This is a genomic window from Winogradskyella endarachnes, from assembly GCF_009741275.1.
In the GTDB taxonomy this organism is placed as follows: domain Bacteria; phylum Bacteroidota; class Bacteroidia; order Flavobacteriales; family Flavobacteriaceae; genus Winogradskyella; species Winogradskyella endarachnes.
The window spans coordinates 246,830-270,991 of the sequence record NZ_WOWS01000004.1 but is presented as its reverse complement, the minus strand read 5'-3'; the positions used below and the strand labels follow the sequence as shown (position 1 = coordinate 270,991).

The 24,162-nt window shown below is 33.3% G+C and carries 22 protein-coding genes; 5 read left to right on the top strand and 17 right to left on the bottom strand.

Annotated elements, in window-relative coordinates:
* Positions 1-176: 176 nt before the first annotated feature.
* Positions 177-1,583, top strand: a complete 1,407-nt coding sequence (locus GN138_RS12015) for an RtcB family protein (RefSeq protein WP_157364242.1) — start codon at positions 177-179, stop codon at positions 1,581-1,583.
* An 87-nt stretch (positions 1,584-1,670) separates the two neighbouring features.
* On the opposite strand, the gene GN138_RS12010 is transcribed toward GN138_RS12015, so the two are convergent.
* The 9 genes from GN138_RS12010 to pdxA all read right to left on the bottom strand — a co-directional run bounded on the left by GN138_RS12010 (position 1,671) and on the right by pdxA (position 11,196).
* Positions 1,671-2,120, bottom strand: a complete 450-nt coding sequence (locus GN138_RS12010; protein ID WP_157364241.1) for a 3-oxoacyl-ACP synthase — start codon at positions 2,118-2,120, stop codon at positions 1,671-1,673.
* A gap of 45 nt (positions 2,121-2,165) precedes the next feature.
* On the bottom strand, positions 2,166-3,281 hold the full coding sequence (locus tag GN138_RS12005; RefSeq protein ID WP_157364240.1) for an NAD(P)/FAD-dependent oxidoreductase: 1,116 nt from the start codon (positions 3,279-3,281) through the stop codon (positions 2,166-2,168).
* A 65-nt stretch (positions 3,282-3,346) separates the two neighbouring features.
* Complete coding sequence (locus tag GN138_RS12000) at positions 3,347-6,037, bottom strand: zinc-dependent metalloprotease (protein WP_157364239.1); 2,691 nt, start codon at positions 6,035-6,037, stop codon at positions 3,347-3,349.
* Positions 6,038-6,184: 147 nt separating this feature from the next.
* Complete coding sequence (gene accC / locus GN138_RS11995) at positions 6,185-7,537, bottom strand: acetyl-CoA carboxylase biotin carboxylase subunit (RefSeq protein ID WP_157364238.1); 1,353 nt, start codon at positions 7,535-7,537, stop codon at positions 6,185-6,187.
* A gap of 92 nt (positions 7,538-7,629) precedes the next feature.
* Positions 7,630-8,118, bottom strand: coding sequence for an acetyl-CoA carboxylase biotin carboxyl carrier protein (accB, locus tag GN138_RS11990; RefSeq protein ID WP_157364237.1), 489 nt, complete (start codon positions 8,116-8,118; stop codon positions 7,630-7,632).
* A gap of 33 nt (positions 8,119-8,151) precedes the next feature.
* Positions 8,152-9,147, bottom strand: coding sequence for a beta-ketoacyl-ACP synthase III (locus GN138_RS11985; RefSeq protein WP_157364236.1), 996 nt, complete (start codon positions 9,145-9,147; stop codon positions 8,152-8,154).
* A gap of 177 nt (positions 9,148-9,324) precedes the next feature.
* On the bottom strand, positions 9,325-9,528 hold the full coding sequence (rpmF, locus tag GN138_RS11980; RefSeq protein WP_157364235.1) for a 50S ribosomal protein L32: 204 nt from the start codon (positions 9,526-9,528) through the stop codon (positions 9,325-9,327).
* An 8-nt stretch (positions 9,529-9,536) separates the two neighbouring features.
* Positions 9,537-10,076 carry a YceD family protein gene (locus GN138_RS11975; protein WP_157364234.1) on the bottom strand — a complete coding sequence of 180 codons (540 nt, stop codon included), beginning with the start codon at positions 10,074-10,076 and terminating at the stop codon, positions 9,537-9,539.
* Positions 10,077-10,155: 79 nt separating this feature from the next.
* Entirely contained in the window at positions 10,156-11,196 is a 1,041-nt protein-coding gene (gene pdxA, locus GN138_RS11970; RefSeq protein ID WP_157364233.1) for a 4-hydroxythreonine-4-phosphate dehydrogenase PdxA, read from the bottom strand.
* A 139-nt stretch (positions 11,197-11,335) separates the two neighbouring features.
* Between pdxA and GN138_RS11965 the strand changes: the two genes are divergently transcribed.
* A complete protein-coding gene (locus GN138_RS11965) occupies positions 11,336-11,926 on the top strand; it encodes a riboflavin synthase (protein ID WP_157364232.1) in 591 nt (196 codons plus the stop codon).
* Here GN138_RS11965 and GN138_RS11960 read toward each other — a convergent pair.
* The 8 genes from GN138_RS11960 to GN138_RS11925 all read right to left on the bottom strand — a co-directional run bounded on the left by GN138_RS11960 (position 11,923) and on the right by GN138_RS11925 (position 20,131).
* Positions 11,923-12,066 (bottom strand): PID-CTERM protein-sorting domain-containing protein, encoded by a 144-nt coding sequence (locus GN138_RS11960; RefSeq protein ID WP_231743076.1) that lies wholly within the window; start codon positions 12,064-12,066, stop codon positions 11,923-11,925. The two genes, GN138_RS11965 and GN138_RS11960, sit on opposite strands and share 4 nt — an antisense overlap.
* 385 nt (positions 12,067-12,451) lie before the next feature.
* On the bottom strand, positions 12,452-13,294 hold the full coding sequence (locus GN138_RS11955; RefSeq protein ID WP_157364230.1) for an EcsC family protein: 843 nt from the start codon (positions 13,292-13,294) through the stop codon (positions 12,452-12,454).
* A 237-nt stretch (positions 13,295-13,531) separates the two neighbouring features.
* Positions 13,532-14,800, bottom strand: a complete 1,269-nt coding sequence (locus GN138_RS11950) for an alginate export family protein (RefSeq protein WP_157364229.1) — start codon at positions 14,798-14,800, stop codon at positions 13,532-13,534.
* A gap of 145 nt (positions 14,801-14,945) precedes the next feature.
* Entirely contained in the window at positions 14,946-15,770 is an 825-nt protein-coding gene (locus tag GN138_RS11945; RefSeq protein WP_157364228.1) for an ABC transporter ATP-binding protein, read from the bottom strand.
* 16 nt (positions 15,771-15,786) lie between these two features.
* A complete protein-coding gene (locus GN138_RS11940; RefSeq protein WP_157364227.1) occupies positions 15,787-16,626 on the bottom strand; it encodes an ABC transporter ATP-binding protein in 840 nt (279 codons plus the stop codon).
* 19 nt (positions 16,627-16,645) lie between these two features.
* Complete coding sequence (locus GN138_RS11935; protein ID WP_157364226.1) at positions 16,646-17,752, bottom strand: ABC transporter permease; 1,107 nt, start codon at positions 17,750-17,752, stop codon at positions 16,646-16,648.
* 31 nt (positions 17,753-17,783) lie between these two features.
* Positions 17,784-19,172 (bottom strand): CmpA/NrtA family ABC transporter substrate-binding protein, encoded by a 1,389-nt coding sequence (locus GN138_RS11930; protein WP_157364225.1) that lies wholly within the window; start codon positions 19,170-19,172, stop codon positions 17,784-17,786.
* Positions 19,173-19,414: 242 nt separating this feature from the next.
* Entirely contained in the window at positions 19,415-20,131 is a 717-nt protein-coding gene (locus GN138_RS11925; protein WP_157364224.1) for a Crp/Fnr family transcriptional regulator, read from the bottom strand.
* Positions 20,132-20,634: 503 nt separating this feature from the next.
* On the opposite strand from GN138_RS11925, the gene nirB reads away from it, so the two are divergent.
* The 3 genes from nirB to GN138_RS11910 are packed head-to-tail and all read left to right on the top strand — an operon-like array spanning position 20,635 to position 24,160.
* The gene (gene nirB, locus GN138_RS11920) at positions 20,635-23,154 is read left to right on the top strand and encodes a nitrite reductase large subunit NirB (RefSeq protein WP_157364223.1); all 2,520 of its coding nucleotides are present in this window, start codon (positions 20,635-20,637) and stop codon (positions 23,152-23,154) included.
* Positions 23,155-23,171: 17 nt separating this feature from the next.
* Positions 23,172-23,549 carry a nitrite reductase small subunit NirD gene (gene nirD, locus GN138_RS11915; protein WP_157364222.1) on the top strand — a complete coding sequence of 126 codons (378 nt, stop codon included), beginning with the start codon at positions 23,172-23,174 and terminating at the stop codon, positions 23,547-23,549.
* Between the two features lie 29 nt (positions 23,550-23,578).
* Entirely contained in the window at positions 23,579-24,160 is a 582-nt protein-coding gene (locus GN138_RS11910; RefSeq protein WP_394366133.1) for a DUF4202 domain-containing protein, read from the top strand.
* Positions 24,161-24,162: the final 2 nt, after the last annotated feature.

Sequence of the window (24,162 nt, the reverse complement as noted above, 5' to 3'; positions counted from 1 at the left end):
TATCCTATAAGGTCAAAAAAGACCTTGAATGACAAAAAGACAACTACGCAAAAACAATGCGCAATACACTATAATATTCGTAGTGTTATTGACAGTTAACTGTTATTCCGCACTTGATGCGGAATCTATAAAAAAACTATTAATTAAAAAGACTACCACTTCCGTGGAAAATGAATATGAAAACAAATAAAAAATTAACAGGTCACGATTTGTTAGCCTTAGGTTACAGACAAGGCAAATGGATGAAAGACGCCCTAACTCATATCAACAAAAATGAATTAAAAGGCGACGCCTTAAACACCTATTTAGCGCAATTTAAATCGCCAGACCCAATAGAATTACACAAAACACCGATTGAGTTTTCAATTAACATTAAAGCAGAAAACGAAGAAGAAAAAGAGAATGTTGATAAAGTGATTAATTCCATGCAAACGCTTATGAAAACACCAACATTAGTAAATGGTACTATTATGCCAGATGCTTGTCCTGCTGGTCCAGATGGAACCATACCTGTAGGTGGTGTTGCAGTGGCCAAAAACGCCATTCATCCAGGAATGCATAGTGCAGATATTTGTTGTTCTGTAATGTTAACCGATTTCGGAAAAGCAGCACCAAAAGACATTTTAGATGCAGCACATTCCATTACACATTTTGGTCCTGGTGGACGTGATAGAGATTCACAGTTTAGATTTCCTAAAGAACTTTTAGACGCTTTTGAATCTAACTATTTCTTGAATGATGGTAATATGATTTCAATCGCAAGGTCTCATTTAGGAACTCAAGGCGATGGTAATCATTTCTTGTTTGTTGGTACATCTAAAAAAACAGGAAACATCATGTTGGTTACACATCATGGCTCAAGAGGTCCTGGAGCAAGATTGCACACCAAAGGTATGAAGATTGCAGAACGTTTTAGAAAAGAATTATCGCCAGATACGAAAAAGCAAAATGCGTGGATTCCATTTGAAACTGAAGAAGGGCAGTCGTATTGGGAAGCACTGCAAATCATAAGAGATTGGACCAAAACCAATCATGAAGTATTGCATAACTCAGTAGCTGAAAATTTAGAAATTAATATTGAAAACAGATACTGGAACGAACATAACTTTGTCTTTAAAGATGGCGATTTATTTTATCATGCAAAAGGAGCCACACCATTAGATGCTAAGTTTATGCCAGATATTACAGGACCAAGATTGATTCCGTTAAACATGTCTGAACCTGTTTTAATTGTTGAAGGCGCTACTACAAACACCAATTTAGGCTTTGCACCACATGGCGCAGGTAGAAACGTGAGTAGAACACAACATAGAAAAAGGAAAACAGGAACAACTATGCAAATCTTTAAAGAAGAAACGCGTGGATTAGATATCCGGTTTTTTTCAAAAGAAATTGATATTACTGAGTTGCCGTCGGCATACAAAAATGCCAAAGCGGTAAGACAACAAATAGATGAATTTAATCTAGGAAAAGTCATTGACGAAGTCATGCCTTATGGTTGTATTATGGCAGGAGATTGGCAAAAAAATGCACCTTGGAAGATTAGGCGTGAGAAACGTAGAAACTCTAAAAGGAGACATTAACCTTTAAAAATAAGACCTGCTAGGTCAAAAAATTTAATCTTAGAAAGGGAAAAAGTGGATTGACTTCGGTTGGTCTGCTTTTTAATTTTAAAAAACCTCAACTACCTTAAATTCATTCCCTCTAAAAACAATGACATCCTCAACACCTTTAGACAGCAATAATTGTGCGATTGGTGTTGCTGCAGATATCGCAAAATACTTTGTTTTATCCACAACTAATTCGCCAGCACTAACAGCAATAAAATAATTGGCTTGCGTTGTTTTTATCACAGAACCTAATGCTACTTTTTGGTGTTTTGATTCTACATTTATTTTTTGAAGAATTTGTTTTTGCTTTTCAATTTCAGCTAATTGATGACCTGCTTTTTCGCGTTCTAATTGCAGCATGGCTCTTCCGGTTTCGTGCTTATCGCCTGCACTGCTTTTGGTTTCGGACGTTAGAGACACTTGAATATCCGAAATGGTATTTTGTATCACTTCTAAACGATTGTTTAAGAAATCTTGGCATTGATTATGTAGTTGTTGTTTTATATTCATGTTTGTATTAAAAAGTAGATTTGTGTCTGTGCAAAAATTACAAATCTATTCGATTAAATCAGCTAATTCCTTACCTACAATACTTCCAATTGCAATACCCATGCCTCCTAAACGCACGCCACAAAACACATGGTTAGATAGTTGTTTTACCATTGGTTTTTTATGTTTACCAACACCCATAATGCCAGACCAACGATGGTCAATTTCAAAATTTGTAGTTGGCAAAATTGTTGTTTTCAATAAGTCTTCAAGCTTATTTTGTATAATTTCTGTTTGGGCAAATATTGTGGTTTCTTCAGTTTTAAAATCTAGGTGTCGTCCGCCACCAAGTAAAACTCTATTATCTATATTTCTAAAGTAATAATAACCTTCATCTAAATGAAACGTGCCTTTTATGTGTAAATTATCTATCGGTTTTGTAATTAAAACTTGTGCTCTTGCTGGTTTTACTTTTTCTATATTAAGATGGTTAGCAAATCCATTGGTTGCAATACATAAATTCTTGGTTTTGAATTCAAATTGGTTGGTTTTAATTGTTACAGCATTTTTGTCTTCAGAATAGGATTCAACCGTTATGTTATTCAAAATTTTTATGCCCAAAGACTGAACTTTATTCAATAAAGCACTCATCATTTTTCCGGTATCAATCTGCCCTTCAATTGGATTAAAACAATAGTCTGATTTTATATTTTTAAAGCCAAAATCGTTGTCTTTAAACGAAAACACATTCGCATTAAAAATTGGGAACAACAGTTCATTAATTTCTTTCTGCTGACTTTTACATGAGTCATAAAGTATTTTGTTTGATTCTAAAAACAACTCAAAACCTCCTAAATTCTGATAACCAATTGTTTTATCTCCTAAGTTTTTACGAAGAATTTGTAATCCATTTATTCTTTTCTTAATCAATTCTAAAACTTCTTCTTTAGAATGCGACTGTAAATCATAAATAATCTCACTTAAGCTACCAAAACAAGCAAAACCAGCGTTTTTTGTACTTGCGCCTTGTGGAAGGATTCCTTTTTCGAGAATTAAAATCTTTGAGTTTGGAAAACGCTGTTTTAACCGTAAAGCACAATTGAGACCAACTATTCCGCTACCAACAATTGTAAAGTCAATGTTAGCTAACCACGTTTTTGTTTCCCAATACGATAAATTCATAACAACATTATTTCCCATAAAAAAAGCCCCTCAAATAAGGAGCTTTTAAAGTATACATAATATTTTTATTCTACTATAATTTTCTTGGTCACTTTTTGTAAACCGTCGGAAATCATTAGCATATAAACACCAGCCTGAGCATTACTCAATTGAATCGTTTCTTCAAAACGACCTGTGTTATCATAAATATTTTTATAAATAGAACGTCCTCTAATATCATAAACATCTATTGAAATTGCTTCACTCGATTTAGAATCGAATCCTATATTAAATTCTCCATTATTTGGATTAGGATAAACGCTTAAATTATCTAACTCATTTTCTGTAACACTTAAAGATTCTGTGCAGAATTCTAAAGACCAATTATTTAAAGTACCTGTATCACCATTATAGAAATCTACGGCCAAAATTGTCCAATCTCCATTCATATCTAAACCATTAAAAACACTTAGCGGGCTTGAGGATTCATATGTACCGGTTGTAGGTGACGCACAGGAGATAGCTGGTTCACCATCCATAAACGTAACGTCAATATTACTAAACTGACCTGTATTACATGTTCTATTCCAAACATTTACAAAATCGGTGCCGTTAGGATGTTGTAATTGTAAAATTAAATCGCCTATATAAGAATGTGTAACATCAATAGAAACTCTTAAATCTGTAATAATACCTGTGTCTGAAACATTAATAGTGTTCCCAACTACTGTTCCTTGCATATTCGCTCCAGCTCCGTCTGGAATTGCCAATGCAATATCACCTGAGGCATAAGTTGTACATATTACATCTACACCTATTGCAATACTATTACTGTTAATATTAAAGAATATACCATTTGCTGCCTCTACCATAATTCTACAGTTTGAAGAAGCTACATTTGGTACAGTAATATTCTGAGAACCATCATTTGGTGTATTACTTGCTAAAACGGTGTCAAAATTTAAACCACCATCTGTAGAAAGTAAAATATTTACATTCGCCTCATTTACACCATTGGCAGTAGTACCTGCAACATTCCAAGTTATGGTTTGTGTACTACCAACATCCCATGAAATTCCACTTGTATTTTGAGACGTTACTGTAAACGGACCTGCAGAAGTTGTTACCGTTGCAATCATACCATCAGAATCCGTTTGTCCTCCACTAGCATCATTATCTCTAACAGTTAATGTAAAGTTTATATCTCTATTTACAGTTGCTAGTTTTTCCCATGTTGTAGACACACCTCCGTTGGCAACGATATCAATTAATCTAGGAATATATCTTACAGGATCTGTAGTGCCTTCATAAGACCTTACTAATGGTCCTGAAGCTGTTGTTTCTGTAGGAACACCTGCTGCACCTAAATCATATTGTTCCCATGTATAGGTTAATGAGGCTGTACCATCTACATCAGTAGAGCTACTACCATCTAATTTATATGGTGTACCTTGAGGAATAATATAATCGGACCCAGCATTTGCAACTGGCTCAGTATTTCCGGTAGCTGTACTATTTACAGGACATGTTCCTGTACCTGATATATGACTCCACATTCTGAAAATACTATTTCTATGAAAATAAGCATCACTCCCTACTTGAATATTATCTGAACCACATATACCAGCATACGCCATTATTGTAGACCCACTTCCTGGTTCATATGCATTAGCTGCAGATCGGTTTCCTCCGGCACAGCTACCAACAGATCCATTAAATGTATGAGGCGCTCCAAATTGATGACCCAACTCATGTGCAACATAATCTATATCAAAAGAATCACCAACCGGTTGCGAAACACCTGTTACACCTCTAGCTTTATTACTATTATTACAGGTAACACCTAAACCAGCCAGTCCACCAGCTCCTGTACTAAATGTATGGCCAATATCATAATTTCCAGAACCAATTGTACCATTTATCTGGGTTTGACTTTGATTAATCAAAGTATTAGTATTATCATTACTAAAAGGGTCAGTATCTGCATCTGTGTATACTAAACTAGAGTTATTAGCAACTAATGTCATAGTAACGGACAAATCTCTTTCGTAAATGCCGTTAACTCTATTCATTGTAACAACAATTGCAGCCATAGCATCAGCAACTGTTCCTCCATGAAATGCCGTATATTCTCCAGTACAAGCAACGGCTAGTCTATAGTTTCTTAGCGTACCATCATTGGCATTTTTAGCAAAAGATGTAGCGTCATCAAATGAGCTAGTTAGCCTTTCGTCATCAATTACACCACATTCAAAATTAAAATTTGAATCTTCTAAATTTCGTCGAGAATATACCGTATATATATCACCTTCCGTTGAAAATGGATCAATAAATTGTGTGCCTTCTGCTGTGTTTAAGAACATAGCATGAAATCCTTTAGATGTTATACTAAACCTAATTATCTCGGAAGGATTTTCAATACCTTGACCTGCATAAGTTTTTATATTAGGATATTCAGCCTGAAGCTCAGCTTCCATCATCGGAGTCTCAAACACTCTATAATCTTTAAAGTCTCCATTAGAATTTGGAAAAGAAATTATAGTATTGCCTTTATTCTCTCTATTTCCAACGTTTTGTAATGCATATTTTAAATCATCAAGGTTCAATTTAAAAAATTTCTCCGTTTTTAAAGAGATTTTTCTAAAAACCTGATTATACTGAATTGCTTTGGCTTCATTTATACTAGACCATAATTCATTAGAATTCTGTGCGCTAACTGCTATTGTGAATAGCACAAAGAAAGCCATTGTTGTTTTAATAAAGTAGTTTTTATTCATAGTTACTATTATTTTTCATCCTTAAAGTTACTTGTATTTATTAGATTATCAAAAAAACGTCATTATATCTTTAAAATTGCAATAAAAAAAGTATATTATTTGAGTTAGTCTAATAAAAAACCCAAACCTTTCGATTTGGGTAGTTTTTTAATCTTCAATTTGATTTTGAATTTTAAAATCTTCCATAAATTTGGTGGTATAATTACCAGCTAAATAATCTGGATGATCCATTAATTGCCTGTGAAAAGGAATTGTAGTTTTTATCCCTTCAATTACAAATTCATCTAAAGCACGTTTCATTTTATTGATAGCTTCTTCTCTTGTTTGAGCCGTTGTAATCAACTTCGCAATCATTGAATCGTAATTAGGAGGAATGCTGTAACCTGCATAAACATGAGTATCTAATCTTACTCCATGACCTCCTGGCGCGTGAAGTGTTGTGATTTTTCCTGGTGAAGGTCTAAAATCATTAAATGGATCTTCAGCGTTTATTCTGCACTCTATTGAATGCAATTGAGGTAAATAATTTTTACCGGAAATTGGCACACCTGCAGCTACTAATATTTGCTCTCGAATTAAATCGAAATCAATAACTTGCTCCGTTATTGGATGCTCTACTTGAATACGTGTATTCATTTCCATAAAGTAGAAGTTTCTATGCTTATCTACAAGAAACTCTACTGTACCAGCACCTTCGTATTTTATAAATTCGGCAGCTTTCACAGCTGCTTTACCCATTTTGGTTCTCAATTTATCTGTCATAAAAGGAGAAGGCACTTCTTCTGTTAATTTTTGATGACGTCTTTGAATAGAACAATCTCGTTCTGATAAATGACAGGCCTTTCCACTAGAGTCTCCAACAATTTGTATTTCTATATGACGAGGCTCTTCAATAAGCTTCTCCATATACATATCGTCATTTCCAAATGCCGCTTTAGATTCTGATCGGGCAGATTCCCACGCGCTTTGAAGATCTTCTGGTTTCCATACGGCACGCATCCCTTTTCCGCCACCACCTGCAGATGCTTTTAACATTACAGGGTAACCAGTTTTTTCTGCAACTATAACACATTCTTCATAAGATTGTATTACACCATCACTTCCTGGCACACATGGCACGCCTGCAGCCTTCATTGTTGCTTTTGCATTAGATTTATCACCCATTTTGTCTATCATCTCTTCAGATGCACCAATGAATTTTATACCATGCTCTTCACATATTTTAGAGAATTTTGCATTTTCAGACAAAAATCCATAGCCAGGATGTATAGCATCAGCATTTGTGATTTCTGCCGCAGCAATAATATTTGATATTTTTAGATAAGAATCAGTACTTGAAGGTGGACCTATACAAACAGCTTCATCTGCAAATTTCACATGAAGACTTTCTGCATCTGCTGTAGAGTATACAGCAACAGTTCTGATACCCATTTCTTTACAGGTTCTAATAACTCTAAGTGCTATTTCCCCTCTATTTGCAATTAGTATTTTTTTAAACATTTCTTTTGAGTTTAAGAGTTCATGGTTTAGTTGTTTAGGTTTAAATAAAATCTATTACTTAAACTTTTAACTTAAACTTCTAAACTTAAAATTTATGAAGGATCAACTAAAAATAATGGTTGATCAAATTCTACTGGTGATGCATCATCAACCAATACTTTTACAATTTTACCAGAAATTTCAGATTCAATTTCATTAAATAATTTCATGGCCTCTATTACACAAAGTATATCACCTTCTTTAACATCTGTTCCCACCTCTACAAAAACTGGTTTATCTGGAGATGGTTTGCGATAAAATGTACCGATTATTGGAGATTTTATTGTAATATATTTAGAATCGTCTGGAGCATTACTTGCAGCTGGTTTAGCTGGAGCCTCTTGTATAGGTGTTGGTTGTTGTTGAACTGGCACTTGTTGGTGCATTACAGGTGCTGCCTGAACTGGTACTTGTTGAACAATTGTAGTGTCATCTGAACCGGTTCTAATGGTAATTTTAACATCATCCATTTCTAACTTCACTTCGCTTGCACCCGATTTGGCTACAAACCTAATTAAGTTTTGTATTTCTTTTATATCCATAATTTTAGATATTAATTAGTTAGTTAATTGTTTTTAGGAATTATAAGCCCATTTAAAATATATTGAGCCCCAAGTAAATCCACCACCAAAGGCAGCGAATATTATTTTATCACCTTTTTTAAGTTGTGATTCGTAATCAAACAATAATAATGGTAGCGTTGCAGAAGTTGTGTTTCCATACTTCTGAATATTCATCATTACCTTGTCTTCTTCTAAGTTTATTCTGTTTGCAGTAGCATCAATGATACGTTTATTGGCTTGGTGAGCCGCCAACCATTGCACATCATCGTTAGTAAGGTTGTTTTTATTTAAAAGGCGTTCTGTTATGTCAGCCATATTAAAGACAGCGTTTTTAAACACTGTTTTTCCATCTTGAAAAACGTAATGCTTACCTTCTTTAAATGTATTTTCATTAATTGGATAAGAAGAACCACCATAAGTTGCCTGAAGAAATTCTCTCCCTTCTCCATTACTTCTTAATAATTCATCTTGAAGACCTAAACCTTCTTCATTGGGTTCAAACAGCACTGCTCCTGCGCCATCACCAAAGATGATACATGTTGCTCTATCTTTATAGTTTATAAATGAAGAATTTTTATCAGCTCCAATAAGAAGAATCTTTTTATATCTGCCTGACTCTATGTAAGCAGATGCCGTAGACATACCGTAAAGAAAACTAGAACACGCCGCTTCTAAATCGAAAGAAAAAGCGTTAACAGCTCCAATTTGAGTAGCTGTATATGCTGCCGTTGCCGCAGCTTTCATATCTGGTGTTGCTGTACAAACAATTACCAAATCAATTTCTTTTGGGTCTAGACCTTTTTTATTAATTAAATCTTCGGCTGCTTTTATAGCTAAGAATGAGGTTCCTTTACCTTCTTCTTTAAGAATTCGACGTTCTTTAATACCTGTTCTAGTAGTAATCCATTCGTCGTTAGTTTCAACCATGGTTTCAAGGATTTTGTTAGTTAAAACATAATCCGGAACATAGCCTCCGACTGCTGTAATTGCCGCTGTGATTTTACTCATTGTTAGGATTTAGAAGATTAAATGTAACGGAAATCGACAAAAATTGCCGTGTTTTATTCAATTTTTATCAATTTATCGCAAATAATTACGCAAAGTAAGTAGTTTTTGCGCTATTCGAAAAATAATAACAAAAAAAACGCTCACAAGTGAGCGTTTTCTTATATGCACGCATAATAGTTATGCTACATTTTCTTCTTCAACAGATTTGTCAATTAAAATTTGACCTCTGTAGTATAATTTACCTTCATGCCAGTGAGCTCTATGATATAAGTGTGGCTCACCTGTTGTTGGGCAAGTTGCTATTTGAGGTACAGAAGCTTTGTAATGTGTTCTTCTTTTATCTCTTCTTGTTTTCGATATTTTACGCTTTGGATGTGCCATTTTAAATGTTATTTATCCGTTAATAGTTTTTTTAAATTATTCCAACGAGGATCAATTTCCTCCGATGATTTTTCATTATTGTCCTTTTTTGGACTCAATTCTTCTAATTTTGAAAGTATATCTGATTCTAATGTACCATCTTCTATACCTGGATGAATTCTCTTAATTGGAACTGCCAAAATAATGAGCTCATATATATATTGAGCTACATTAATTTCATATTCTCCATGCGGTACAATTAGTATATCTTCATTATCGTTATTGTACTCATCACCAAACTTAACTACTAACTTAAAATCGTCATTAATAGCTTGATTAAACGGTTCATTTGTAAGGTCGCAATTAATATTAACATTACCTTCTGCCGAGAAATGCAACTCTAAAAGCGTTGTTTTTTTCTCAAATTTCAGGTCAATTTTAACATCAACTGAGTTTAATTCATCGTATTCAAAATGCTCAAAGAACGTATTGTCAATTTGATAATCAAAATGATGCTCTCCTATTTTTAATCCTACAAAAGGAATTGTATAAGATTTTAATGCCTTCATTACTCCACTCATTTTGAGCCTGCAAATATATAAATTTTTAATTATTTACAGCCTAGATATCAACAAATTTTGTTTATAACTATCTCGTTTGCTTTTTTAACGGGTTTTTACTGTAAAAATTATATGTTTTACGACTCCTAAAAATTTGAATTGCAGTAAATATTGCTTGTTTCATAGATCCCTCATTGGCAATACCTTTTCCTGCAATTTCATAAGCTGTTCCATGATCTGGTGATGTCCTCACCTTACTTAAACCTGCTGTATAGTTAACACCTTCTCCAAAAGCAATAGTTTTAAAGGGTATTAATCCTTGATCGTGATAAGAAGCGATTATAGCATCGAACTTTTGATATGTACTAGAGCCGAAGAAGCTATCTGCAGAATAGGGACCATAAACCAAATTACCTTTAGATTTTATTTTTTCTAACGTAGGTTTTAAAACCACATCATCCTCATTACCTATAACACCATTATCACCTGCATGCGGATTAATGGCTAAAACAGCTACTTTTGGTTTTACAATGCCAAAATCTTGTTTTAACGATGTTATAACTGTTGCAATTTTTTCATTTATTAATTCCTCTGTAATCTTTTCGCTAGCTTCTTTAAGCGGAACATGATCGGTAAAAAGCCCAACACGAAGTCTATTAGAAACCATAAACATAAGACTTTTACCATTTAACGCATTCGCTAAATAATCTGTATGTCCTGGAAAATTAAATTTTTCGGACTGTATGTTGTGCTTATTAATTGGAGCAGTAACTAAAACATCTACTGTTCCATTTTTTAAAGCATTGGTTGCGGCTTCAAGTGATTTTATAGCATATTCCCCTATGTTTCTGTCTTCTTTGCCAAAATCTATTTTTACGGATTCATTCCATACATTTACTACATTAACCTTACCAACAACTATTTTTTCTGGTGTATCAATATTGTAAAAGTTAATTTTACTTTTAAAATGTTTTTTAAAAAACTGCATAGTTTTACCTGATGCAAAAATTAATGGTGTACTTAACTCCAAAGTTCTTGGGTCTTCGTAAGACTTTATAATAATTTCTGGGCCTATACCATTAAGGTCTCCAATTGAAATGCCAACAATCACTGATTCATTTTGGTTCATATATATGCTAACTATCTTTTTTAACTAATTACTAGTATATAATAGTGTTTCGTTTTATTTATACTATCTACAAAGTTATATTTCCACTTTTTGGGTTTAACTTTGTAATTGCAAATTTAAACTAAATAAAGCATATTCTATGTTTACAGGAATTATTGAAAATCTAGGTACAGTTAATAAACTAGAAAAGGACGGAAGTAATCTTCATATTACAATACAATCTTCTATTACAAATGAATTAAAAATTGACCAAAGTGTTGCCCATAATGGAGTTTGTTTAACGGTTGTTAATATTGAAAATGACTTGTATACAGTTACAGCAATACAGGAAACATTAGATAAAACTAATATCTATGACTTAAAAGAAAATGAGCTTGTTAATTTAGAACGTGGCATGAAACTAAATGACCGCTTAGACGGACACATTGTGCAAGGCCATGTAGACCAAACTGCAAACTGTATTAGTATTGTAGAAGAAAATGGAAGTTGGATCTTTACTTTTAAATATGATACAGCTTTAAACAATATTACAATAGAGAAAGGGTCTATAACTGTAAATGGGGTTAGCTTGACAGTTGTAAACTCTGAAATAAATAAATTTTCTGTTGCAATTATTCCTTATACATATAATAATACAACCTTTAAATCAATAAAAGTTGGAGATAAGGTAAACTTAGAGTTTGACGTCATTGGAAAATATGTAAAACGCTTAAATGACTTAAGGATTTAAATCGTTTTTTTAGGCATATTATAAATTTTGTAAGCTCCATAAATTAGAGCTACAATAAATAATACTATAATTCCCGTATCAATTGGAAGACCTGGTGGCGGTGGTGGCGCAGGCGGAGGAGGCGTTTCTCCTTGCGCCATAGATGCGAAAGCAACGAAAAAAACTAAGACTGAGGCTAACATATTCTTGTTCTGCATTCTATTAAATATGGTGTAAAAGTATTAAAAAAAATGAGCTTACAAAATTAATTGACACAAAAACGTCTATAAACGGTAAAATTTATCGACAAAACGCTTAAAAATGTAGTTTTTTAGGGAAGTTACCTACATTTCCTTTTTATTTAAGCACAAATATACTATTAATTTCTCTTATTATAAACAGAACCAAAAGTATATAAATTAAAAAAATAAGTGTTAATACTATTTTAATAAACCCAAAATATTATTTAACTTCTATGTAACAATAAACTATTCTATTTATTTTTTTTAAACTTAGACAATTAAACGCTACAAAGTTGAAATTCACTTAAACTTTAATAGTTTGAAAAGCATGCTTAACTACCGTTTCACCATACTTACGTTCTAGGCGTCGTACAGTAAAATGAGCCGTTGCCATTTTCTGAAAATGATCCACAAATACATAATTTAATCCTCCCCCTCCTAATGCTCCAATTACAGGTACAGCTTGTGCTAAAAATTTTTCACTAATTAACAGACTTAATCTCGTTGCTATTTTAGATAAAAAATTACCTATAGCGTTAGACCCTAAAACACCTGCACCTTTAGCCAAACTCTCTAAAGTCACTTTTATACCAGAAGCAGACACGTTATTAATTGTTGAGTTTAGCGCTAAACGAGTTGTATAGTAACTTGCCTCTAAATCATCGTCGTTTTTAGAACCACCTCCTAAAGCAAAAACCTGTAAACAGGCCATTTGCCCTTCTAACGTATATATATCTTCTCCTTCACTACGAGCAATATCCATTATAGTCCGCATTAAAAATTTAGTTGTTAGCGTTACTTCTGATACAAAAATTGCTGTACCAAAACCTGTAGATGCACCAAAAAAGCCACTAATCGCTCCTGTACCAGTTACAATTCCTTTATATGTTTTTTTAGAAGGCTTTTTAAATGTTTTGTTTTTCTGAATCGTTAACAAATTAGCCTGCACCACTTTTAATAACACAGACTCTGTAATTTTCTTAACTTTTAATAAAATTTTCTCAGGCACAAATTTCACACTTGTCTCTACTGTATTACCGACCTTATTAACGTTTTTAATAGCCCAACTTAAATTGTGCATACTAGCTTTAGCATTTATTAAGGCGTCTTTATCTTCAGCGGAAATTGTAATTGGCGTTATATTCAAAATATAGCTTTATTACTATCTGTCGCTAATCTTCAATTTTAGTTACACCTTAATCAATTTCTAAGAGAAAAACCTTTCAATTTCTTGAAAGGCTTAACTTAATTCTTGAATAACTTTTGAAAACTCAATAATAACAACACTAAGAACTATTACATGGTTAAAAAGAGTCTTTAAGTTTATAAAATTAAATCATCTGGTAGAATTACATTCTTAAACCCATATCCAAGAATTTAATTTTTAAAGAAATTTAGGCTTAATAACTAACATCGCCCAAGCCCAATTTTGACTACCTGCAGCTAAATCTTCAGTAATACCTTTTAACTCATACATGCCATCGCCCGCAAACATTTGAGAATAACCCAAAACCAATGCGTAACCTTTAAATTTTTGCTTAAAAACCAAATCAACCTCAGTTCCTAAAGATTTTTCACCGCTAGATAATTCTTGTTCACCACTAAAATTTAATGCTTTTACCAACAGACTAGACTTTTCACCTAGTTTAAAGTTTGCACTAGCATGTATATCTACCAATCCTATTGAATTAGCATGGTTACCTACATAGAAATAATCCATAAATCCGTTAAACTTATGGTTTGTTCCGTATAATGGAAAAAACGCTCCTGTCTCACCAGCATCAGCATCATTTCCACTAATAACTTCAACACCAGCACCAAATGTAACTTTATCGGAAGATTTGTAAGATAAATCAAGACTTAATAAATGAGCACCTTTAACATCTACTTCACCTTGTCTTTGACCAGTTTGTATATAAGCATTTGCAGCTACACCAAATTTACCACTATTATATTTTAAGTGCGTACCTATTGTTTGCAAACCACTTGTTCCATCAGCAGTTACACCATCATCTTCATATTCCTGAAAACCATTATTCATCAATAATAAACTTCCAGAAAATTTAGACCACTTTTTACTTAAATGGAGCATTTGCATTGTTTTATAAGAGAAAAAACCTGTAGTATCGTAAGAAGTACCTGAAGAAACAAAACCGGTTGGATTACTATAATCTTGATTAAAAGCTAAAGCAAAATCTAATTTAAAACTATCCTTAGAATACTTAAGTAAAGCTGCATCATGGTTACGCCCTTGCTGTGCCCAATCTAAACCTCCTAAAATTCTTTGATCATCATAAGATAAAATTTGACGACCAATTTTTGTAGAAAACCCTTCACCTAACTTAATGTCTGCCCAAGCTTGAAATACAGCAAAAGAATTATTTTGATCATAAGGTAAAATTTGCCTGTTTTCTCCCCAAACCAGCACATCTTGTAAACTTAAATAAAAGCTATAAGCTTCGGTTTTAAATCCGGCATTTAATCTTGCTCTTGTGGAAATTCCAAATCCGGCATCTGCATCATCAGCAATAAGACTTCCAAATCCATTTCTATATTCTGTTCGTGGTCTAAATTCTCCATCTAGACTAAATTGTGCTTGAGCAAATTGCACAAACAAAGCTATAAAGCCTATTAAAATGTATTGTTTTTTCATGGTTCTTGTTTTTAAATTTGAATTATTTTTCGAGTTATTAAGTGTCATTTTTTGATTGTTTTTAGATTGTAGCTTCCCTGTGCTTATAAGAAATCTCCTTTTCTTAAGCCTGTTTTAAATTGAATAAATTCTTGTGTTTTACTTCTTAGTGCTCTAAAAAGTCTATTAGGTGTTTTCTGTATTTATAATAATCATCATGCTCTAAAACGGTCTTCCGTGTTCTGGGTCTTTCAAAGTTTATATCTAGAATATCACCAATTTTAGCCTTTGGTCCACTTGTCATCATAACCACTCGATCTGCTAAAAAGATAGCTTCATCAACATCGTGAGTAATCATTACGGCAGTGATTTTTTCTTTATTCCATATTTCAATTAAAATATCTTGAAGCTCACCGCGCGTAAGTGAATCTAACATACCAAAAGGCTCATCTAATAGTAGTACTTTAGGTTTAATAGCAAACGCTCTGGCAATACCAACACGCTGTTGCATACCTTGAGACAAATCTGATGCTCTTTTATGAAACGCATCTTCTAAACCCACTTTCTGTAAATAGTATTTAGCAATATCGCTGCGTTGTGCCTTTGTAGCATGAGGAAAGACCTGATTAACGCCTAACATTACATTTTGAAGAGATGTCATCCAAGGCATTAAACTCGGTGCCTGGAAAATAACACCTCTATCTGGACCAGGACCTTTTATAGGTTTACCTAATACTGATATATTGCCTCCTGTGATTGGATTTAATCCAGCTATCATTGACAACATTGTTGTTTTGCCACAACCTGAATGCCCAATTATAGTTACAAATTCTTCTTTTTTAATTTGAAGATTTAAATCTTCTAACACTACATAATCACCTTTTGGAGTAGGATATATTTTTTTCAAATTATTTAAATCTAGCATCACCTCACTAGAGGAAAACACAGTACTTCCTGCTGAATTTTTTAATTTTTCTTCTACAATACTCATTACAATGCTTATTAAATTATTTTACAAAATCTATTGGTGTTAATTCTGGAAGTAAAATTTCTTCTGTAGCCTTGGCTTTTCTTTCTTCTCCTATATCCATTAAATATTCGATAATAGCATTTCTTGTTTGCTTAAAATTTTCATTATCGTTTAATTCTGTTTTATCTCTAGGACGATCTATATCTATTTTAAATTCTGGTCCCAAAGTAGCATTAGGTCCAGGTCTCAATGGAATTATACGATCAGCCATATATATACCTTCATCAACATCATTTGTTATTAACAAAGCTGTTCTTTTATCCTTTTCCCATATATTTAAAATTTGATCCTGAAGCGTCCCTCTTGTTAAAGCATCTAAAGCTCCTAAAGGTTCGTCCATTATAATCATATCTGGTTTCATCGATAAGGCCCTAGCTACCGCAACTCTTTGACGCATTCCTCCAGATAATTCTTTAGGTAATTTATTAATAGCTGGTGTTAGTCCTACCATTTCTATATAATAATGGGCTTTTCGTTTCCATACTGCTTTTTCTCGTTTTGGAAAAGCTTCCTTAACAGCCATTAATACATTTTGTTCTACAGTTAACCATGGTAACAATGAGTAATTCTGAAAAATCACACCTCTTTCGTGACTTGTGCCAGAAACTGGTTTTCCTTTAAATAAAACCTCTCCTTTAGTTGGTTCTATCAATCCATTAATAAGATTTACTAACGTTGTTTTTCCGCTTCCTGTAAAACCAACAATAGCCACAAACTCTCCTTCTTCTATTGAAAGGTTTATATTAGACAAAACTTCTGTTTCAGAATCACCTTGACCGTAATTTTTATAAATATTATTAAGTTCTAGATATGCCATTTTATTTGCTATTTGGTTTTTAAATCGCTTCGGTTTTATCAAAAGATACCCAATTCTGTATGGTTAGCATTAAACGATCTAATAAAAAACCTATAATACCAATAACAAACATTGCTACTATAATTTTTGCATTAGAATCATTAGCGCCATTTTGAAATTCCTCCCAAACAAACAGTCCTAAACCTGGGCTTTGTGCTAATAATTCTATAGCAATCAACACCATCCAAGCAACTGATAAGGTAATTTTTAATCCCGTAAAAATTAGTGGTAATGAAGACGGCAATACCACTTTAAATATTTTTTGAAAAGGTCCCAATTTTAATACTTTAGCAACATTTATATAATCTTTATCTACTGAAGAGACTCCCATTGCGGTATTCACCAATGTTGCCCACATTGAACACAAACCAACACTGATAAAAGAAATAGTGAAAGAACTGTCTTCATTAGAATCTATTAATAATGTTTTTACAATCATAAACACCAACAAGTACCATACTACTGGAGATACAGGTTTAAAGATTTGAATAAACCAATTAAATGAACTTTTTAAAGTTGGGCTTAGTCCTATAAATATTCCTAATGGTACAGCAATTAATAATGCCAATAAAAATCCTGCAAATACAGTTTTTAAACTTCTAAATATTTGATCTACAAACGAAGGCCTGCCTGTATAGGTAATTGGATCCAAACCATCTGCAATTCGTTTTTCATTTAAAACAGCTGTTTTCTCTTTAAAAGCCGCCTTGTCCGCAGCAATAATATTATGATCCCTTAATAAGGACTTGTAAGAATCCCAAACCTGAGCGGGTGACGGTAATGTGTTTGGCTTACAACTTACATCACCAGAAGCTATACATGCTTCCATTGCATCTGCAGCTGCTTGTCCTTGATCCGAAAGCGCTTTTTGAATTTTAAAATCGGCTTCTTTATTATAAAGTGCCTTAGCTCCAATATGCCAAATACCAATAAAAAGAAGTATAGAAGCAAGTGGCACAATTGTTTTACGGATAAAATTTTTAAAATCTTCTTTTTCTAACTTACCCGTAAATAGATCCTTAAGTGTGCTAAAAATACCTAATCCCATAAATTTAGTAACTCTTCCTAATGTTATACTTTGCTTCATAACTTCTTATTTAATTGTTGTTTAAGATTTATTATTCAACCTTGTCTTTGTTTCCAATTTTAAAACTGTTGATATAAGAAATTGGATCCTTAGCATCATAAGTTGTACCATCAATAAAGTCTGATGTTGCTGGTTTATAACCATCTGTTTCAGGAATATCTGTTGCAGGAATATTTCCTTCTTCAACTAAAAGTGTTGCCGCTTTTTTCCAAATGTCTGGTCTATAAATATCCTTTATAGTATTAGCATACCAATCCGCCGATTTTGCTTCTGGTATCTGTCCCCATCTTCTCATTTGAGTTAAAAACCAAATACCATCAGAATAAAATGGGTATGTTGCATTGTATTTATAGAACACATTAAAATCTGGCATCTCTCTTTTATCACCTTTTTCAAACTCAAAAGTACCAGTCATTGAATTTGCTAATACAGCCTCATCAGCTCCTACGTATTGAGACATTGATAAAATCTTTACAGCCTCAGCTCTATTACTAGGCTCATCTAACCATTTACCAGCTCTTATTAGTGCTTTTGTAACAGCAACAGCTGTGTTAGGGTTTTCTTCTACAAATTTCTCTGTCATAACAAATACTTTTTCTGGGTTATTTTTCCAGATATCATAATTTGTAACAACAGGTACACCAATACCTTTAAAAACGGCTTGTTGGTTCCATGGTTCACCTACACAATACCCATAAATAGTTCCTGCTTCTAAAGTTGCTGGCATTTGTGGTGGAGGCGTTACAGATAATAACACTTCAGCATCAATTTGCCCTTGTACGTTATCTGCCGTATACATACCTGGGTGAATACCAGCAGCGGCTAACCAATATCTAATTTCGTAGTTATGTGTAGATACAGGAAACACCATACCCATTTTAAAAGCTTTACCATCTGTTTTATATTGTTCAATTACTGGTTTTAAAGCTTCAGCCTTAATTGGGTGAATAGGCTTACCGTCTGAATCCTTTGGCACATTTGGTTTCATTTTAGACCAAACATCGTTAGATACGGTAATTCCGTTTCCATTTAAATCCATAGAAAATGGTGTAACCAATTTGGCTTGACGACCAAAACCAGCTCCTGCAGCAATTGGTTGACCCGCTAACATATGCGAACCATCTAGTTGTCCGTCTATAACACGGTCTAATACATTTTTCCAATTAGACTGTGCCTCTACAGAAACAAATAACCCTTCATCTTCAAAAAAACCTTTTTCTTTAGCAATGGCTAAAGGTGCCATATCAGTTAATTTTATAAACCCAAAAGTTAATTGTGGTTTTTCTATTTCTAAACTAGTTGTTTTAGCAGTAGAAGTTGATTCGGTTTCTTTAGCTTCTGTTTTCTTTTCTTCTCCACAAGCTGACAATAAAATAGCGAGCGAGAATATCCAAGTCCATTTTGATAATAATGTTTTCATCTCTAAGTTGATTTTTAGTTAATCTAAGTATTAATACTTATTTGAGACAAATATATAAGTACTTCCTTAAACTTAAGATGTTATAGACATGCTATAAACCTATTTATAAACATATAAAATATTGCTAAAAACCATACTAAAACCATAAACACCTATTAATCAATACAAATTGATGTAAATAAAAAATACTTAGACAAATTTCTTTGACTAAGTATTTAAATCACTAGTTTACTTATTTATATTTAACTGTCTAAAAAATAATTGTGTTCTGATATTTCCATTCTTAACCTATCTATATTAACAATCCCTATTCTTTTACCTATAGTAAAAACTAAGCCCTCTTTTTTTAAAGCAGAAATAGTCCTTGTTACCTGCTCATCTGTAGTACCTGCAAAACCAGCTATTTCCTTCCTGCTTAATTTTAAATCTAATAGACCTTTATAATTAACACCAAACTTTCTGTTAATATATAAGAGCGCATCAATCACTTTTTCTCTAACCGTCATTTGAGCAATTGCTTTAACTTTAGACTCTATTATATTTAATTCGTAGGCATAAAACAACATAAGGTCATAGGTTAGTTCTGGAATTTCCTTTAGCATTTTTTTCAGAGTCTTATCAGTAAAATTACATAGAACACTGTCTTCTAATGCTACAGCACTTATGGAATACTTCTCACGGACACCAAAACCACGATGCCCAATAATTTCGCCATTACTTACAAAACGTAAAATTTGTTCCTTGCCGTAAATACCCGTTTTCAGCACCTTAGACTTTCCTTTATTCATAAAAAACAAGCCATTTGTTGGCGCACCTTCCATTACAAATTGTTGCCCCTTTTTACAGACAATTGTACTTCTATCTGGCATAAATTGCTCAATAGAATTTCTATCAATATTTTTTTTGATTAAACAATTTTGATTAGAACAAGTCTTACAATTTATATTTGGAACAGCCATAAAGTGTTATTTTCAAGTTATAAAATAAACCCATTACTGTAAGACTACGTATTAATTAATCTAGTTAGCAATACAACAAATCTATAAAACTAAGTATTTAAACACAAAAATACATCGAAAAAACTAAGTATTTATTCCTCTTATTACATAATTGTCAATGAACTCTTGTTGAAAAACAGAATAATTCAATAAAACCCGTCAAATTTAAAACACTCATAAATCTAAGACCCGAAATCAGAAGGAAAAACAGCATGCCAAAGCATAATTATTTGGTTTTAAATAAAATAATTCCTTTTTAAACCATAGAAATATTCATTTACATAAAGAAATAACAATAAAATTTCTCAGTTTTAACAGGTTTAATTAAGCACATTATTATAAATACTGGAAATTATTTTGATATTCATAAAAATACGTATACAACAAAAAGCAAATTACAATTTAATACATATAATTAAGTATTTATACGTAATTTTGAAAGTATTGTTTTAAATTATAACCTTATGAAAACCTTAATTGTTATAGGAAATGGAATGGTTGGATACAAATTTTGCGAAAAATTAGTAAGCAAAAAAGGCCATGAAAATTTTAAAATTATTGTTTTTGGTGAAGAACCTAGACCAGCTTACGACCGCGTTCATTTAAGTGAGTTTTTTGAAAACCAAAATGCAAAAGCCTTAGAAATGGCCCCAAGATTATGGTATAAAGAAAACGGTATTGAACTCATAACAAACACACGCATTACTGATATTCACAGAAGCAAAAAGACCATAACCAGTACTACAGAGCAACAATACAACTACGATTATTTAGTACTCGCTACTGGTTCTTCCCCTTTCGTTCCTCCAATTAAAGGTATAGAAAAAGAAGGCGTTTTTGTTTATAGAACAATTGAAGATTTAGAGGGTATGTTAGCATATGCAGACAAACTTAATAAAGAGAAACCAAACGCTAAAGCAGCTGTTTTAGGCGGAGGACTACTTGGCTTAGAGGCTGGCAAAGCAGTAATGGATATGGGCTTAGAACCACATATTGTAGAGTTTGCTCCTAAGTTAATGCCAAGACAATTAGATTCTAGAAGTAGCCAAGTACTGCAATTAAAATTAGAATCTATAGGGTTAAACATTCATTTAAGTAAAGCTACAAATCAAATTTTAGGAAACGATGGCCATATTACTGGAATGGAATTTGGAGAGGATGACAAATTAGATGTAGACATGTTAGTAATATCTGCAGGTATTCGGCCTAGAGACGAACTCGGAAAAACGTGCGACTTAGAAATGGGTGTTCGTGGCGGAATTGTAGTTAATAATAAAATGCAAACTTCTGATAAAGATATTTATGCTATTGGCGAAGTAGCATTATATAACCAAATGATTTATGGTTTGGTAGCTCCTGGTTATGATATGGCAGAGGTTGCTGCAAACCAAATTTTAGGTAAAACCGACATATTAATGCCAGACGAAATAGATATGTCTACCAAATTAAAACTTATAGGTGTAGATGTCGCTAGTTTTGGCGAGCCTTTTATGCCAGCATCAAAGGGACATTCTATTATTTTTGAAAACAAAACACAACATTTATATAAAAGAATTAATGTTAGCCTTGATGGAAAATCTCTACTAGGCGGCATTTTAGTTGGCGATGCAACAGATTACAACATGCTGCATCAAATTTATTTAAACGGCATGGCAATTCCAGAGGATCCCGCACAATTAATTCTGCCTGCCAGTGAAGGAGGCGCTTCTTTTGGTGATGTAACAGATTTACCAGACGAGGCACAAGTTTGCTCATGCGAGAGTGTTACTAAGGGACAAATATGCAGTGTTATTGAAAACGGTAAAGCTACAGATGTTACAGGTGTAGTGAGTTGCACAAAAGCAGGAACAGGCTGTGGAGGTTGCAAACCTATGGTAACCGACTTAACAAACGCAACCCTAAAAGCTCTAGGAATAGAAGTTAAAGAAGGTGTTTGCGAACACTTTGACCTAAGTAGACAAGACCTCTACAAAATTATCCAAGTAAAAGGTTACACTAAATTTAACGAAGTACTAGATAACCACGGAAATGGAGGACATGGCTGCGAACTTTGCAAGCCTTTAATAGCATCATTAATGGCATCAATTAATGCAGATACAGCTAATAAAGAATATGCAATTCAAGATTCTAATGATCGCTTCTTAGCCAACATTCAACGTAACGGAACTTATTCTGTAGTTCCTCGTGTTCCTGGTGGAGAAATCACTCCAGACAAACTTATTGCTTTAGGACAAATTGCTAAAAAATATGATCTTTACACTAAAGTAACAGGAGGCGTTCGTATTGATTTATTTGGAGCAACTTTACGACAGTTACCCTTAATCTGGAAAGAACTCATAAGCCATGGATTTGAAAGTGGCCATGCTTACGGAAAATCTCTACGTACCGTAAAAACTTGTGTAGGATCCACATGGTGCCGATACGGAATGGACGAAAGTGTTTCATTCGGAATTGAACTAGAAAACAGATATCGTGGCATACGCGCACCGCATAAAATTAAAGGTGGTGTTTCTGGCTGTATACGAGAATGTGCCGAAGCACGCGGAAAAGATTTTGGATTAATTGCCGTTGAAGGTGGTTGGAATCTCTACCTAGGAGGAAATGGAGGTGCAACACCAAGACATGCAGAATTGTTTGCAGAACAAATTGACAACGAAACCGTAATCAAATACTTAGACAGGTATCTTATGTTTTACATGCGCACAGCAAAACCTCTACAACGTACTGCAGCATGGCAAGAACGCTTAGAAGGCGGACTAGAGTATTTAAAAGAAGTTATTATAGAAGATAAACTTGGCATTGTTCAAGATTTAGAAGACGAAATGCAAACCCTTGTCAATAAATTTGAATGCGAATGGACACAAGCCGTTAACAATCCGGAAATGATGAAACGCTTTAACCATTTTGTAAATAGCGAAGAGGAAGATGACAACCTTGTATTTGTACCAATGCGAGACCAAAAAATGCCACAACCTTGGAAATAAACAAAACACACAACACTATGGAAAACATTCTAAACACGTATACAACCACTAAATTAGATAATGTAAATGTTTGGTTTAAAGCTGCTTTAGTTAGCGATTTCCCAAAAGACGGAGGGGCTTGCGTAAAATACAAAGACAAACAAATAGCTGTATTTAATTTTGAAAGAACTCAAACTTGGTATGCCTGTCAAAACCTTTGTCCTCATAAACTAGAAATGGTTTTATCTCGCGGAATGATTGGTGATCAAGGAGGGATTCCAAAAGTAGCTTGTCCTATGCACAAAAAAACATTCTCCTTAGAAACTGGGGAGAATCTTAATGGCAACCTAGAAGCAATAGCTACCTATCCTGTGAAAATTGAAAATAACATTGTATATATTGGATTTTCTGAATAGATTTAGAAATTACATTTAATCATTTTATTGTGGATGCCAAGTTTAACAAAGCAATTGCCCTTATAGATCAAAAAAACTCTGAAGACCCAAATACAGTTGTGTTTAAAGGCAAAACGTTTCCAAAAGAACTATTATATTCTCATCGGATGACCACTATGCTAATAGACATAGAAGCTAATGCTTCTGCTGAACTTCAAATTGCTATAAGAGCCCAACACATTTGTCGTTGGGCAATAGAACGCAAATCTTATCCAATGGATAAAATAGGTTATTTTCAGTGGAGAAATGATTTAAAAAAAATGCATTCTAAACTTACTGGTGAGATTCTTAAAGATGTTGGTTATACTCAAGAGTTTATAGACCGCACTTCTTTTCTAATTAATAAAAAACTTATAAAAAAAGACTCTGAGAGTCAAACTTTAGAAGATGTAGCCTGTTTAGTTTTTCTAAAATACTATTTAGAAGATTTTATAGAAAAACATACAGATGAAAAAATTATTGATATTTTACAAAAAACTTGGGGCAAAATGTCCGCTAAAGGCCAAGCTATAGCTTTAAAATTAAATCTTTCGCCTCGTAGCCTAAATTTGGTAAAAAAGGCATTAGAATAAAA